Here is a 13,729-nt window from a genome sequence, read left to right as displayed (position 1 = left end):
TCCTGAGCCTAACAGTGACCCTCTGATGCCAGTTCGTGCGTGATTATGAGAGCCGCATTGATGTGTCACAGTAAATAGCCCCAGAATTTATATTTAGAGGCAGTTGCTTTGGTAGGCATGAGAGATGTGTGTTTGATATGCGACAGTGAGAAGTAGTTGATCACGCAGCAACAGCATCGTTCAGAGTTCTCACAATCTGAATAATCTCTTTAGCCTGATCTCGGTCGAAGACGCCAGCGATGCCCATGTCGTCCAGATCGGTGAACGGACTCTCGTAGAAGCTAGCCGGATCGACATACCCAGACTCCGTCAGGCTATTGATAACCAAATCGAGGAACTCGGTTTGGTCGGCGTTCAATTGATGTTGCCCCACGAATGTGCTGAAAGCTTCCTTCGCGGCAGCTTTGTCCAGGCCGGTCAGTGACCTCAAGAAGCGTCCGAGGCCTCCTTCCTCGTCGAGGCCAGCGATGAGGGTATCATTCGCGATCTCTTGCTCTATTAGTATGCGCTGCAGCTCTTCGAGATCCAGCTTGGTCAGGGGCTCACCTCGGCGGATCTTGATTAGGGTGATGTGGTCACGATGATCGTCAATGAAGCGACGAACCTTCATCTTAAAGCGCGCCTTGTCCACCCCGCTGCCCACCTCCGGCATGGTGACCTCGGTCCCTTCGCCGATTTCATCCTCGAAGTCGGTGACGACCACCTTGCGCTCCATAGGCTTGATGAGCTCAGCCAAGTGTCGAAGGCGTCGACGCACGGTCTCCAGAATCTCCGGTGTGATGTCTTCCCAGAAGGCGTCAGTCTGAATGTCGAGAATCAGCTCCATTTCCTTCGCCACGAGAGGCACGTTGTCAATGCTTTCCAGCGCTGAAGCGAAGCTGATGATTCGCACCTGGAGCCTGGTGGAGGCTCCGGTCTGCTTCAGCAGCTCTAGCTGCGTAGTCAAAAGCAATAGGTCAAACTGCTTTGCGGGCAGGTTGCCATCCTCGAAGGCCGTTGGCAGCCCGGCGACCTCCTCGATCAACGTCAGTCGGTCGTCGAGGGTCAGGTTGCCCCAGCCTTTCGGATCGCGGAACTTTTCGACACTCCGCCGCTTGGCCCGGACGATGAAGTTGTCCAGCGGCATGCCAAGTACCTCGTCACGGAGCCGAGTTTTGATGTCCTTGATTAGCGCCTCGTGCGGCTCGCCTGCGTCTGCCAAGGCCTCGATCAGTTCGACGCGTAAGCCGAACAATCGCTCGCCTAGCGGCTTAGCTGTGGGGCCATCAGTCTTGTTAAGGTTCTCTTGGAAGAACTCAAGGTTCTGGCAGTAGTCGAAGATGACGAACTGCTGCTTGTCCTTGCCTGGCCCTAATAGATCGGGACATAGGCGGGTTCCTCGACCGACCATCTGCCAGAACTTGGTCTTGGACCTGACGATCTTGAAAAAAACGAGGTTCACGACCTCGGGCACGTCGATGCCGGTATCCAGCATGTCGACCGAAACCGCGATGTGTGGGGTCTTGTCCGCCTTGGAGAAGTCGTCAATCAGCGACTGGGCGTAGCTGACGCTGTAATCAATCAGCTGGGCGAATTGCCCCTTGTAATACGGATAGGCCTCATTAAAGCGGTCGACGATGAACCGGGCGTGCTTGCTGTTCTTGGCGAAGATGATCGTCTTGCCCAGCCGGTCGCCCCCCTCGACCTTGATCCCGTTGAGCATCAGGTGCTCCAGCACCTTGTCGACCGTGTCCTTGTTGAAAAGCCACTTGTTCAGGTCGGCACTTTCGACGCGGTCCCGCTCTGTGCCGTCCTCGTCCCACTCGATGGCGTCCCAGGCTTCCTTTTCTTCGTCGGTCAGCTGATCGTAGTCGATGCCGTTGCGCTGGAACTTCAGCGGCACGGAGATGGTGGTCGGTGGCACGAGGTAACCATCGCTCACGGCATCATCAAGGTCGTAAGCGTCGGTTGGCACGCCTTTCTCGAGCCCGAACAGGGAATAGGTGTCCTTGTCGATCTCATCGCGTGGTGTCGCAGTCAGCCCGACCAGCAGGCTGTCGAAGTAATCGAAGATCGCCCGGTATTTGCGGTAGACCGACCGGTGCGCCTCATCGATCACGATTAGGTCGAAGTGACCAGGGCCGTAACGCTTTTCGCCGCCCTTGCTCTCCTCGATCAGCCCCATCATGGTCGGATAGGTCGACAGGCAGACGCGCGCTCCGGCGTGGTCGTTCTTCCTGGTGTCGTGTCGCTCAAGCAGGTTGGCCGAGGGCGTCGAGGACAGATGCGCTTTGAACGCCCCATGGGCTTGCTTCACCAAGGCGATCCGGTCCGCCAAGAAGAGCACGCGCTTCACCCTGTTGGCACGCATCAACTGGTCGATCAGGGCGATGACGGTCCGGGTCTTGCCGCTGCCCGTGGCCATGACCAGCAGGGCCTTGCGTTGAGCGTCGCGTTCGATGGCCTCACCCACACGGCGAATGGCCCGCTGCTGGTAGTGACGCCCCGCAATCTCCGGGTCTACATCGACCTTCGCCAAGGGGCTGATGTTCTCGCGACGCTGTAAGAGCAGCTGCAACTCATCCTTCTTCAGAAAACCCGAGATCCGTCGCGGCGGATAGGCTTGGTCGTCCCAGATCCAGTGCTCGTAGCCGTTACTGGTGAAAATCACCGGGCGGCGACCGTATCGCTTCTCCAGACAGTCAGCGTAGAGCTTCGCCTGCTGCTGCCCCGTTCGACTGTCTTTCTTCGTCCGCTTGGCCTCGACCAAACCCAGAGGCTTCCCGTCGTCGCCCCAGAGCACGTAGTCGACGTAACCGTCACCGCTCTGGTTGGGCATGCCAGTCACGGCGAACTCCCGGTCCCGCTCCTGATCGAGAGGCCAGCCCGCCTCGCTCAGAAGCAGGTCGAGGAAGTTATCGCGGGTCTCGGCCTCACCGTAGTCGTGGTCGTCCTGCACTGTGCTGTTGGCCTTGCGCAGTGCGGCCATCTCCGCCCGCACGGCGGCTAGCTCCGCATCCAGCTTGGCGCGTCCCTCTTCAGAGGTACGAAGGGCTTCCTCGGCGTCCGCCGCGCGCTTGCGCTCGGCCTTGATGTCCGCTTCAATCTTCTGAATCTGCGCCACGGTGCTGGCGGTGATTGTCAGCGATTTCTCCAACTTCCCGGCATCAAAGGTCAGCGCCGGGTCCGGGCGATCGATCTTGGCATAGGTCCGGGCAATCCAGTAGCAGACATGAAACAACTCGCGTACACAGGCGCTGGCATCATAGGCGCTCAGTGTCTTGCCAGTGTCATGGGCGGCGCGGTTACCCTGGTCCTTGATGTAGCGGGCCTTGAGGACGATGGAGGGGCCGGTCAGCGCCTCCAAGCTCGGCTCAGCAATCATCGCAGCCAGCGTGTCGGTGTAGCCGGTCCGCAGCGCTGGGTCGGTCCGGTAGAGCCATTTCAGTGCTGTCTCAAGCGTCAGCCGCGCCCAGAAGCAAGCTCCTCGCGGGTCGGACAACGCGTGTGTCTCGGCTTTGCTGGCCGTTTTAAAGAGGGCTGGAAAGTCTGCTGACAGAAAACTGAACTGGCTCATGTATTAGCCTCCTCAAAACTGAATTCCGTTTCACCCGGAATAGCTTGACCAAGAGGGAAATCTGTTCCTGTGGTCACGAGCTGAATCATGCCCTTTTGGACGGAATGAATTTTGGCAGCACGGGTAAACTGGTGGTCATGCAATCCTCAATCCAAATAAATCTTCTCTGGATCCATGGAGGGACTCAAATAAGGGGAAAGCCCTGTCAAAATCACAGATATCGAAAGGAGATCGCGCATATCAACTTCACGCAGTTGGCTGGCCGGATTACCGCCATGGCGAATTCCCGGATAGTCGGACGCAAAGCCATAGATGGCTTTTGCGGCTTCCCTGACCTTGTTGTGAGGCCACACGCCCGCCTTGTCGCACATTGCACCGAAAGTGTTCACCTTCTGGCCTTTCGGAGTGCGGTTTTCCATACTGGCATTATAGGCAAGTATGTTCGGGTGCTGGGATAACATAGCTTCGAGCAGGTTGAACTGAGCCGCAATGCATTGCTTCACTCTTCGAGGCGACCGCTCATCGTGCAGATCTCGGATCGCCTCCTCGAAGGCCACCATTAGCGCGGCTAGAGCGGTATCTTGAGCGCTGGATAGCCTCAGATCTCGCAGCATCTTGGTGAATAGCCCTGGAAGCGTTGGATATATCGACATCCTACTGTTGAAGGACGGTCGGCGGATGTCGTAGCGAAGGCTGAACTTCTCAATGAAAGTCTGGACGGCAACGAAGTACGCGTTTGACAGCTGATCGTCGCCGGCATCGTCGAAAGGTTTAAAGGACTTCTCAAGAGTTTCGACGAGGGCATGTTCCGAGGGCGCATCGTCGAAAAAATTGTGGATGTAATCCTGCGCGAGTCCGTCGTCCATGCTGGCGTTCATGTAGGTTTCTAGCTTGGCTTGATATCGTTCGAGAGCCGCTTCGTAGGTTGCCCGTGCCTCAAGGTCCTCCGGGAGGTGCAGCTCACCGTCGTCGTTGTACGATTGGTATGTCGGGGCGACCGGCGGCATCGGTCTTGGCAACGCCGACTGCAAGATATCCAGCCACAAGTCTTCGACCTCGATTTCGTTCTCTTCAATGAACTCGAACAAAGGTTCGAAGACCTCGGTTATCAGCAGTCTTTGGACACCCAGAAATTCACCGCGCATCAAAGCTCTCCCCGGAAGGCACGGTGTTGGAGGGAGGCGAAGAGGGTGTTGCTCTCGGCTATTGCCGCTTCGAACTTGGGTCGCTCTTTGTCGACCTCGGACAGTCGGTTGGAGAAAGCGTCCTGCAATTGGCGTGGCGGGATCGGCAGCGAGATTTTGCACAGCTCTTTAGCATTGATGTTGGCCATGCCGATAATGCTTTTGCACATTCCGCGCAGGGTAGCCTTTCCATAAGCCGAATTCAGCACCGCTGAAATGTAGTCCGTGTTCCCCTCCGCATTTGCACGAAGTCGGACAAGATAACCTGCAAAGGCCATCGGCGACTGGCCTCGATAGACCGCGGTTTTTCCCACCAGGTCAGGACTGTTGGTGCGGTTGAACAGCATGTCGCCTGCGACAACCGTGTATTTTGCAAAGTCCGAGGCCTTGAGGTCCATGTATTTCAGAGACGCTAGATCCATCCGGCCGTCATATGTCAGGTTATTCATTCGCAGTACTGGAAGCGGCCCAGTTTCTCTGGCTTTCTCACTTGTCCCGTATTGAGTTTCTGCAGCTAGGTCGCCGACGGTTCCCCTCCGAAAACCCATTGAGTTCTGTGCCACATCCCCAAACATCTCATGAAAGATCGCCTGGCCGAGGGAGTTTAGTTTGTCGAGGGTGCGGGTGCGGAGGCGGCAGAGCTCTACTGCCTGATCCAGTATCCCCGCAATCCGCTTCTGCTCCTCCAGTGGCGGGAGAGGGATTTCGATTTTTTTGAGGTCAGAAGCTCGGATGTTTTTGATGCCAATACCCGCTGAGTTGCTAGCCCATGCCCGAAAGCGGGGGCTCCGAAGGTAGTGACCTACAAAGTCAGGATCAGCGACATGCGAGTCAGTTCTGACGGTCGCAAGGAACGCACCGAATGAACCCTGCCACTCTTGCCCCAACATCGCACTTTTCCCAAGCACAGAGGCGCTGCCAGAGGAGGTGCAGACGACAATGTCTTTCGGGCGAAGTCTCTGCTTCTCCGAAATGCGCCCTTGATCAACGTAAACGAGGTCTGACTCAATATTCAGCGTTTCGGCGATATTGCCTGCACGCAAAACTGGCAAAAGTCCTTCTCTCAGATCACTTTCCGCATCGGCTTTGCTAAAGGTAACTCCTCGAACCACCTCGGAGATGCTGTCGAGCGTTGCTGTAGGCCAGCTCATCCCAGCATCCCCTCGAGCCGATCCAGTCCCTCGGCGATCTCGGCCTCCAGCGCGCGTAGCTCGGCGATGATGTCAGTGGGGGCTGCGTGGGTGACCTCCTCGTGCTCGATCTCCTTGTAGCGTTTCAGCGACAGGTCCCAGGACCCGGTGGCGATGATGTCCTCAGCAGGCACCATGAAGCTTTGCGCTGTGCGGGGCCGCGCTGCCTCGGCTTCCCAATCGCCCCAGCGGGTGAGGATGTCGGGCAGGTTGTTTTTCGTATGCTCCTCGTCCGTCAGCGTATGTGCTGGGCAGACGCCGAGCTTTTCGGCGTCCAGAAGCGGCGTTCGTTTGTCATCGAGGCTAAAGCCATCCGCCGTCATGTCGTAAAACCACACGCCCTCCGTACCGCCGACGCCAGTCTTGGTGAAGACCACGATGGCGCAGGACACACCGGCGTAAGGGCGGAAGACACCTGAGGGCAGCTTGATGATGGCATCGAGCTTGTGTTCCTCGACCAGCATCTTGCGAATGTCCTTGTGAGCGGTCGACGAACCGAAGAGCACCCCGTCCGGCACGACCACCGCCGCGCGCCCGCCGATCCGCAGCTGCCGCAGGAAGAGCGCCATGAAGAGTAGTTCGGTCTTTTTGGTCTTGACGATCTTCAAAAGGTCCTTGGCCGTGGTGTCATAGTCGAGCGATCCGGCGAAGGGCGGATTGGCAAGGATCAGGGAATAGCTACCCGCGTCGCTGCCATGTTCCTCGGCCAAGCTATCGCGGTAGGAGACATCGGCGTTCTCGACCCCGTGCAGGGTCATGTTCATCGCGCCGATCCGCAGCATGGTCGCGTCGAAGTCGAAGCCATGGAACATGTGATTGTGGAAATGGTCGCGCGTTTCTTTTTTTCGCAACATCCCCGGATGGTGGTCGCGCAGGTATTCCCCCGCCGCCACAAGGAAGCCGCAGGTGCCCGCCGCCGGGTCGCAGATGGTGTCGCCGGGCTGGGGCTTCATGATGTTGACCATCAGCTCAATGATGTGGCGGGGCGTGCGGAACTGGCCGTTGGTGCCTGCGCTGGCGATCTTGCTCAGCATATATTCGTAAACGTCGCCCTTGGTGTCGCGGTCGTCCATGGGGATCTCGTCGAGCATCTGCACGACCTTGGCCAGCAGGTTGGCGTTGGAGAAACCAAGCCGTGCGTCCTTCATGTGGGTGCCGTAGGACGATCCTTCCTCACCTAGCTGGCGCAGGAAGGGGAAGACGTGCTCATCCACGATGCGCATCATCTCTCTGGCTTCGAAATGCTTGAAGCGGGACCAGCGAAGATTGTCGTAGGGCTCGCCCTTGTCGTCGGTGCCTTCGGGGAAGATGCGGCGGGCGATGGGTCGGCCGAGGTCTTCTGACTTGCGTTCCTCGACCGTCTTATGTGGACGGCCGTTTAAGCGCAATACCTCACATTGTTCTCCCGATGTCATTTCTAAAACGTATTATTCTACCGGCTGGATGATGAATACCGATTTAACGTGAAGACCCGGTCAGATGCGCTCTTATGTCCGGCCTGTTTATGCGACTTTATGCGCTGGCCATCATGGGTGTGCGCTCACGTGTCAGGCACCAATCTGGTATCACGTGCTCAGGGGCACAGACGGTCGAACGGTATGGCCTGAACTGTTGCTGAATGACTGTCTTCCCATCACGTCGGTTCGTACATACTGCCGGATCTACCGGAGCAAGCTCCGGTGTCCATCGTTCTGCTGGTGCAGGTCAGCCTGCTGAAACACTGACACCAGCCGGACGATAGATCTCTTTACGTGACAACAACGCCCAGATGATACGAGCCATTTTATTGGCAAGTGCAACTGTTGCCAGACGCCTTGGACGACGCGCCATGAGTTCGCATAGCCACTGACCCGCAGCGCTATCCCACTTATGGGCACGATGAAGCATGGCCGTCGCACCAAGAACCAGCAACGTTCTTATCTGCCGATTGCCCGTTTTGGTAATCCTTCCCAGACGGGTTTTACCGCCGGTAGAATGCTGACGAGGCACAAGCCCCAGCCAGGCGGCAAAATGGCGCGCAGAGGCGAAAGAGCCAATATCCGCGACCGAGGCGACAATCAGAGAAGCCGTTATAGGACCGACCCCAGGGATGGTCATCAACCGACGCGCATCGTCATCGCTTTTTGCACGCGCCCGGATCTGCACTTCCAAAGCATCAATGCTCTGAGCGACCTTTTCATAATGCTCAAATAACAACATGGCACTCTGCTTCATGGCAGCAGGCAGGTCGGCTGATGTCTCTATTTTTGCCATCAGTTCTGGCAGATGGCGTGTGCCCAGAGGGGCTATCAGCCCGAACTCGGAAGCAAGAGCCCGTAACGCATTACTCAGCATGGTCTGCTGTTTGACCAGAAGAGCGCGGGCAGAATGCAGTGACAAGACACCTTGCTGCTCTTCGCTCTTGATCGGAACACACATCGTATCAGGATGAGTCGCCGCCATGCAGATCGCAGCCGCATCAACAGCGTCATTTTTCTTGCCTTTTTTGACAAATGATTTGACCCGATCAGGAGGAACCAGTCTGACATCATGACCAATCCTGCTGATCACCCGTGCCCAGTAATGAGCTGACCCGCAGGCTTCCAGAACAACTTCACATGGGTCAAGTTTTGCAAAAAATGCTGAAACTTCACTGCGACCAAGCTTGCGCTTGAAAACGCACTTTCCAATTGCGTCAGCCCCATGAGCCTGAAAAACGGATTTGGCAATATCAAGGCCAATTATGCTAGCTTTCATACGGGCGGTCTCCTCCTGATGGTCAGTGAACCTCCATCATGGCACATTGATGCCGCAGGGAGGCCGTCCACCCCATCTGGAGGTCGTCGAGCCGCTTGATGAACATGAGGAAGGTGAGCTGTTCGATCACGGAAAGCGGGTTGGAGACCCCGCCGGACCAGAACGCGTTCCAGATCTGGTCGATCTGGGTTTTGATTGTGCCTGTGATCACTTGCTGCCTACTGTAATTGTCGCGCGATTCATGTGCATGAGGGGCGCTTTGTAAATGACTGGACGTCGATCTCATAGGCGCGGGCCATGACCGTTTCTAGTTCGTGGTTCATTTGCCGTTCCATCCTGGGCCGGGCGGAGGTGCCGAATGCCTTATTCAAGGCGTAGCGCCATCTCCGGCGAAGTGCCGGATCGCTCGTTCAGGAAGTCGCACCCGAGCACCTGCCCGGTATTGGTTGCGGACAAGCCGTTGGGATCAAGGCACTCTTGGCGAACAAACATTCCGGGATGGGTCACGTATGTTTCTCCATTTCTGAAACCGTAGAGTGGTAGTCGACAGTTATCAATGGGTCGTCGTACGCATATCCGTTGCACGTGACGGCGTTCTACTCAAGGTCCGGCGCATGTATTCGCGAGGAAGGAGCCGAAGCCTGCGTTCTGCTCGTGGATATCGGGCTGTCGAGTTTAGTGCTCAGGCGTGCGATCTCCTGTCGTGCCTGCGCTTTTTCGGCCTGACGTTCCCTGTCCCACCGTCGGATGCGGTCGGCTCTGGCCTGCACCAGCCTGTTAAAACGGCCTGCAAGCCATGGTTCGAGTTTATCTGGATCGGCCATGGCGGTGAATTCAGCATCATATTGTTTACGAAAGCCCTCAAGGGCTGATCTGTCGCGTTCTGTCAAAACATGTCGGACTGGTTCTGGCGGCGAGGAGCGTAGCCCCACGATGTGAAGGAGGGCTTGAACGACAAAGCGCAGGACGTCCAGAAATTTAAGCAGGAGTTACTGGCAGACTTTTTCCAGTTTCCCGGCTCGTCCGGTCATACGCTGCAAGCGGCTTTTCTCGGCCTCCTGCCATGCTCGTTTTGCCGTGGCGTAACGATCATAGCTTTTTCGGAGCTGCTTCTGATAGGGGATAAGCTGTCTGCGCCATGTCGTTATGGTTCTGTTTCTGTCCAGAGGTTTCCAGCTTGCTTCCGGGGCTTGCTGGTCGAGAATAGCCTGTTGTTGCACAATAGCCTTTGTGATCTCCTTGTGGAAACGGGCCTCCCCTGCACTGATGATCCGGATAGAAGATGTGGGGCTGAGTGGTTCTGTTGTTGTCGTATCAACATCAGCCATACGTTGGAGCCAGAGTTCTCTTTGCCATTTGCGCATTTGGGGGCGTTTTATAACAGGTCTTTTTCTAAGGACGGTCTGAGTGTCTGGGCCTTTGGGGATAGGGTATTCCTCATAAAAATCAGCGGTTGTCCGGCGGATGAGTAAACGGCTGCTTTTGATATCTGTTTCTGACTTGCTGACAGTGCGGTGCTGTTCTTCTGCAAGAAGCTTTCTGAACTCCGTCATTTTGACTTTTGTGAGACGGGTAAAGCTGCCGATCAGTTTTCCGTCCTGATCTTCAATGATGTGCGCTCCTGACCTTTTATCCGCCCGGTCTCCTTCGCGCATGGTCAGGCCATGTTCCGTTAGGCTCAGGACTCATAGCCAGAAGATGACGGTTGCAGCGAGGCAGATGGCTGAGAAGAAGACGTTCGGGCATCTGTCATAGCGTGTTGCGACCCGCCGCCAGTCCTTGAGGCGGCCGAACATGATTTCGATGCGGTTGCGTCTTTTGTATTTTCGCTTGTCGTATTTGACTGGTTTTCCGCGGGATATTCTTCCCGGAATGCAGGGCCTGATCCCTTTTTCCTCCAGGGCATCCCGGAACCAGTCAGCATCATAACCCCGATCCGCCAGCAACCACTGTGCCATGGGAAGGTTGTCCAGCAGAGCAGAAGCTCCGGTGTAATCACTGATCTGTCCGGCTGTCATAAAGAAGCTCAGCGGTCGTCCGTTCTGATCGGTAACCGCATGCAGCTTGGTGTTCATGCCCCCTTTAGTGCGTCCGATCAGGCGGCCTGGATCCCCTTTTTTAACCGCAGGCTTGAAGCCGTGCGGTGTGCCTTGAGATAGGTCGCATCAATCATAATAGTCTGAGGCTCAGCCTTCGCGGCAGACAGGCCATCCATCATCCGCATGAAAATGCCCATGTCGCCCCAACGCTTCCAACGGTTGTAGAGCGTCTTGTGCGGACCGTATTCCCGGGGCGCATCACGCCAGCGCATACCATTGCGGTTCACAAAAATGATGCCGCTCAGCACGCGGCGGTCATCAACGCGCGGTTTACCATGGCTCTTGGGAAAGAACGGCCGCAGACGCTCCATCTGTTCATCCGTCAGCCAAAACAGGTCACTCATCTTCAGTCTCCTTGCAGAGCCTGAAGCAAAATTCCCTACATAAATCAATGGGTCCTGAGCCTAGCAAACAGGAATTAGTATTAGCTATCGTGACAGGCCGGTGTATAGCTGTTATCCTAACCCTGTTAGTGCATGTTATGTGCTTTGTTATTGCAAGGGAGCCCAGTTTGGAGCAAACAAACTTTACATGCCGCGTCGATGTTGATCTCAAACAAGCTTTTCTTAGGGCTGCTAAGGCGAATGATCGTCCAGCTTCCGTGCTAATTCGTGACTTCATGCGTGACTATGTGCAGATGTTTGTTCAAAGACAGCAAAACAGCCTGCCTTTTGAATAGCAGGCAGACAGTTCCGATGATTGATATGAGTTTAAGGCATGGGGACGGGATTACATCTTTGAGATGGTAGATTGTAGATGGAAATAATCCTGGATCAAGATTTCAATGCAGCTAAAGCGCTTAACTATTCTGCATTTTCTGATCGTGTGCAGCCGAGCGATGATCAGCATTTTCTAGATATTGTCGAAAAGGAGCGTACTAGCGCTTTGCCGTGGCGGGGGCAGTTCAGTCCACAACTCATTGAATACTTACTTACAAAGCATTGCAAGGAAGGGGACTACATTTTCGATCCTTTTTGTGGGAGTGGCACCGTTCTCCGCGAAGCAGCGAGGGGCGGCTTTAATTCTCTTGGGATGGATGTTAATCCTGCTGCAATCTGCCTTGCCAAAGTTAGTGAGTTGCTAGGGGTTGAGCCAGAGTGCAGGCAGTTGCTTGTTGATTGTGCGCGCAAGTTCTGCCGAAACCTGCAATTAATCTCGTCCAGAAATCAAGGAATTATTTTGGTTGAGCAGGCAGTAAGAGTGCTCGTTGATACAGAGTTGAATGAAGAGGAGAGAATTTTATTGGAGGGTTCTCTTCTATTTCTATTTTCAAATGGAAATTCAGTTTCTGGCGCAAAGTTGTCAAAAGGAATTGAGCGTTATTTGAATGTTGTTTTTGATTTTTATGCCCATAAGTGTTTGATTTCTGCGAGGATTGGTGATGCTAGGTCTGTAGATATTCCACCGAATACTTTTGATTATCTAGTCACTTCTCCTCCATATATAAACGTATTCAATTACCATCAAAACTATCGCCCTGTTATTGAGGCTCTCGGTCATCAGCCGCTCTCTGCCGCTAGGTCTGAGATTGGTGCTAACCGAAAATTTCGTCAGAACAGGTACATGACTGTTGTGCAGTACTGCATGGATATGGCGCAGTTTTTTATAGAGGCAAGTCGCGTTCTAAAGGATCAGGCAAAAATAACGATAGTGCTCGGGCGAGAGTCTAATGTTCGATCTGTATCGTTTAAGAACGGAGAGTTGATTAGTGCTGTTGCTTGCCAAGGGATGGGGTATGACCTCATTGAATGGAATGAGCGAAAGTTTATAAATCGTTTTGGAGAATCTATATTTGAGGATGTGCTTACAATGACGCCTCAGAAATTCAGCCTCGATAAAGCTGTGGAGATTGGGCGTGCTGTAGGTGCTCAGGCGTTAAAAAATGCCTTGAAGTATTGCCCAGCAGAGAGGCGGGAAGAAATCTCGGAAGCAATTTGTTCAGCAAATAAAATTTTGCCATCACCACTGATTGGGGACGCAGCCAATGATTGATGTTGTCTATGTTCGGGCACATGGAGATAAACTTCATGCGTTAGCGCAGAACGCTAAGCTTCCTGACAGTGATAAGCCCATGGTAGAGAATCAACTCCAGGTTTATGCCTCTTGGGTGGAGAGCATGGACTCTCTTACAAGCGAGGGCGATGAACTCCTGGAAGAGCTGGTGACCCTCCTTAATGCATACAAGAAAACGGTAGAGTTTGACCTTATTTTTTGCTCTGAGGAAAATTTTCTTTACCGGCAAAAGGGACAGCTCAAGTTAGATAACACTATTCTTGAAGAATTTTTGCCTCGATTGTTCGATGCTCGGCTTATTCCGGGTTTTGCTAGGCAAAATGGCCTTGAGTGCGGGCCGAAAGCTAGTTTTGCTGGGTTGTCATTCGAAAGTCCGTTGCTTGCGCTGTCCGGCGGAGGAGTTTATATCAAGCGAAAAGATCAGGATTTTTCTGTGACTCGTAGGCATAAAATGCGAATCACGACTCCCTCTAATCCAAACGATATTTTTGAACAAGATTTCCATGTTTCTTATTTCGCTACGGAAATAAAGACTAATCTCGATAAGACTATGTTCCAGGAGGCGGCTGCTACCGCTGGTGAACTGAAAAGAGTGTCGTCAGGGTCAAAATATATTTTACTCTGCGAATGGTTGGATATGACACCAATCAACACAAAACTAACAGCGATGGATGAAGTAATTGTGCTTCGACGCGCTAAGCGCATAGCTTCTAATCAACGTTCAGAGTTTTCCACAGCAGCAGGGCGTCAGAAAAAAAGTCAGTGGTATAGTGATTATCTTGATAAATATCCTCTCAGTCTTGATGGGTTCAAGAGGTTGATTTGGCATCTTAACGAGTGTTTTCCTGCTGAGGAGCATGATTCTGAGGAGATTGTGCTTGAACGTGGATATTTTTGAGGGGAGAGCGCATGTCTAATATTCTAGATCAGTTTGCATTCTTGAATGGCGAA

Annotated in this window: 11 protein-coding genes; 2 read left to right on the top strand and 9 right to left on the bottom strand. The window is 54.1% G+C overall.

Annotated features, from left to right (window positions below; translation table 11 throughout):
- Nucleotides 1-160: 160 nt before the first annotated feature.
- The 9 genes from GLX_RS09020 to GLX_RS17270 all read right to left on the bottom strand — a co-directional run bounded on the left by GLX_RS09020 (nt 161) and on the right by GLX_RS17270 (nt 11,109).
- The gene (locus tag GLX_RS09020) at nt 161-3,556 is read right to left on the bottom strand and encodes a DEAD/DEAH box helicase family protein (RefSeq protein ID WP_014105662.1); all 3,396 of its coding nucleotides are present in this window, start codon (nt 3,554-3,556) and stop codon (nt 161-163) included.
- Nucleotides 3,557-3,702: 146 nt separating this feature from the next.
- Nucleotides 3,703-4,701: a hypothetical protein gene (locus GLX_RS09015; protein ID WP_014105661.1), complete on the bottom strand. Its 999-nt coding sequence runs from the start codon at nt 4,699-4,701 to the stop codon at nt 3,703-3,705.
- On the bottom strand, nt 4,701-5,891 hold the full coding sequence (locus GLX_RS09010) for a restriction endonuclease subunit S (RefSeq protein ID WP_014105660.1): 1,191 nt from the start codon (nt 5,889-5,891) through the stop codon (nt 4,701-4,703). Before GLX_RS09010 ends, GLX_RS09015 begins: the two co-directional genes overlap by 1 nt.
- Entirely contained in the window at nt 5,888-7,345 is a 1,458-nt protein-coding gene (locus GLX_RS09005) for an HsdM family class I SAM-dependent methyltransferase (RefSeq protein ID WP_014105659.1), read from the bottom strand. The genes GLX_RS09010 and GLX_RS09005 overlap by 4 nt, the downstream gene beginning before the upstream one ends.
- A gap of 289 nt (nt 7,346-7,634) precedes the next feature.
- Nucleotides 7,635-8,666, bottom strand: a complete 1,032-nt coding sequence (locus GLX_RS09000; RefSeq protein ID WP_010511145.1) for an IS110 family RNA-guided transposase — start codon at nt 8,664-8,666, stop codon at nt 7,635-7,637.
- Between the two features lie 22 nt (nt 8,667-8,688).
- Nucleotides 8,689-8,877: a type I restriction-modification system subunit M N-terminal domain-containing protein gene (locus GLX_RS08995; RefSeq protein WP_014105658.1), complete on the bottom strand. Its 189-nt coding sequence runs from the start codon at nt 8,875-8,877 to the stop codon at nt 8,689-8,691.
- A gap of 152 nt (nt 8,878-9,029) precedes the next feature.
- Entirely contained in the window at nt 9,030-9,158 is a 129-nt protein-coding gene (locus GLX_RS19220) for a helix-turn-helix domain-containing protein (protein WP_269448774.1), read from the bottom strand.
- 497 nt (nt 9,159-9,655) lie between these two features.
- Nucleotides 9,656-10,321, bottom strand: a complete 666-nt coding sequence (locus tag GLX_RS16580) for a hypothetical protein (RefSeq protein ID WP_050856112.1) — start codon at nt 10,319-10,321, stop codon at nt 9,656-9,658.
- Between the two features lie 30 nt (nt 10,322-10,351).
- A protein-coding gene (locus GLX_RS17270; protein ID WP_148268520.1) for an IS5 family transposase occupies nt 10,352-11,109 on the bottom strand; the annotation gives its coding sequence in 2 pieces (ribosomal slippage) (nt 10,352-10,788 and nt 10,788-11,109; 759 coding nt in all).
- A gap of 412 nt (nt 11,110-11,521) precedes the next feature.
- Between GLX_RS17270 and GLX_RS08975 the strand changes: the two genes are divergently transcribed.
- A complete protein-coding gene (locus GLX_RS08975; RefSeq protein WP_014105655.1) occupies nt 11,522-12,757 on the top strand; it encodes a DNA methyltransferase in 1,236 nt (411 codons plus the stop codon).
- Nucleotides 12,750-13,676 (top strand): Bpu10I family restriction endonuclease, encoded by a 927-nt coding sequence (locus GLX_RS08970; protein WP_014105654.1) that lies wholly within the window; start codon nt 12,750-12,752, stop codon nt 13,674-13,676. Before GLX_RS08975 ends, GLX_RS08970 begins: the two co-directional genes overlap by 8 nt.
- Nucleotides 13,677-13,729: the final 53 nt, after the last annotated feature.

The sequence above is a fragment of the Komagataeibacter medellinensis NBRC 3288 genome (assembly GCF_000182745.2).
Classification (GTDB): Bacteria; Pseudomonadota; Alphaproteobacteria; order Acetobacterales; family Acetobacteraceae; genus Komagataeibacter; species Komagataeibacter medellinensis.
Note: the sequence above shows the minus strand (reverse complement) of the source record. Positions and strands in the feature narration are given on the sequence as shown.

Bases quoted from the DNA above. Each gene is read 5' to 3' on its own strand.
- GLX_RS09020 (WP_014105662.1), bottom strand. From the start codon at position 3,556: ATGAGCCAGTTCAGTTTTCTGTCAGCAGACTTTCCAGCCCTCTTTAAA.
- GLX_RS09015 (WP_014105661.1), bottom strand. From the start codon at position 4,701: ATGCGCGGTGAATTTCTGGGTGTCCAAAGACTGCTGATAACCGAGGTC.
- GLX_RS09010 (WP_014105660.1), bottom strand. From the start codon at position 5,891: ATGAGCTGGCCTACAGCAACGCTCGACAGCATCTCCGAGGTGGTTCGA.
- GLX_RS09005 (WP_014105659.1), bottom strand. From the start codon at position 7,345: ATGACATCGGGAGAACAATGTGAGGTATTGCGCTTAAACGGCCGTCCA.
- GLX_RS09000 (WP_010511145.1), bottom strand. From the start codon at position 8,666: ATGAAAGCTAGCATAATTGGCCTTGATATTGCCAAATCCGTTTTTCAG.
- GLX_RS19220 (WP_269448774.1), bottom strand. From the start codon at position 9,158: ATGTTTGTTCGCCAAGAGTGCCTTGATCCCAACGGCTTGTCCGCAACC.
- GLX_RS16580 (WP_050856112.1), bottom strand. From the start codon at position 10,321: ATGCGCGAAGGAGACCGGGCGGATAAAAGGTCAGGAGCGCACATCATT.
- GLX_RS08975 (WP_014105655.1), top strand. From the start codon at position 11,522: ATGGAAATAATCCTGGATCAAGATTTCAATGCAGCTAAAGCGCTTAAC.
- GLX_RS08970 (WP_014105654.1), top strand. From the start codon at position 12,750: ATGATTGATGTTGTCTATGTTCGGGCACATGGAGATAAACTTCATGCG.